The organism is Streptomyces sp. SID3343 (assembly GCF_009865215.1).
Taxonomy (GTDB): domain Bacteria; phylum Actinomycetota; class Actinomycetes; order Streptomycetales; family Streptomycetaceae; genus Embleya.
In genome coordinates this window covers 1-290 of record NZ_WWJX01001368.1, presented here as the reverse complement: position 1 = coordinate 290, position 290 = coordinate 1, and the positions used below count along the sequence as shown (strand labels likewise).

Annotated in this window: 1 protein-coding gene; it reads left to right on the top strand. The window is 67.2% G+C overall.

From position 1 onward, the window contains the following. Positions 1-14: 14 nt before the first annotated feature. A partial coding sequence (locus tag GT354_RS43225; RefSeq protein WP_272924000.1) for a condensation domain-containing protein occupies positions 15-290 on the top strand: 276 nt, incomplete at its 3' end.

Genomic DNA, 290 nt, shown 5'->3' with positions numbered 1-290 from the left:
CGCGGCACGAGAGTCTGCGTACGGTGTTTCCGGAGGTCGAGGGTGTCCCGTGCCAGCAGGTGTTGACCCCCGAGGCTGCCGCGCCCAGGTTGATCGTCACCCCCACGAGCGAGACCGAACTGCCGGCCGCGCTGGAGGCGGGCGCCCGGTACGCCTTCGACCTGGCGACCGAAATCCCCTTACGCGTCGAGCTGTTCACGCTGTCGGCCAAGGAGCATGCACTCCTCGTCGTGATGCATCACATCGCGGGTGACGGTTGGTCGTTGGGTCCGTTGGCGTCGGATCTGACG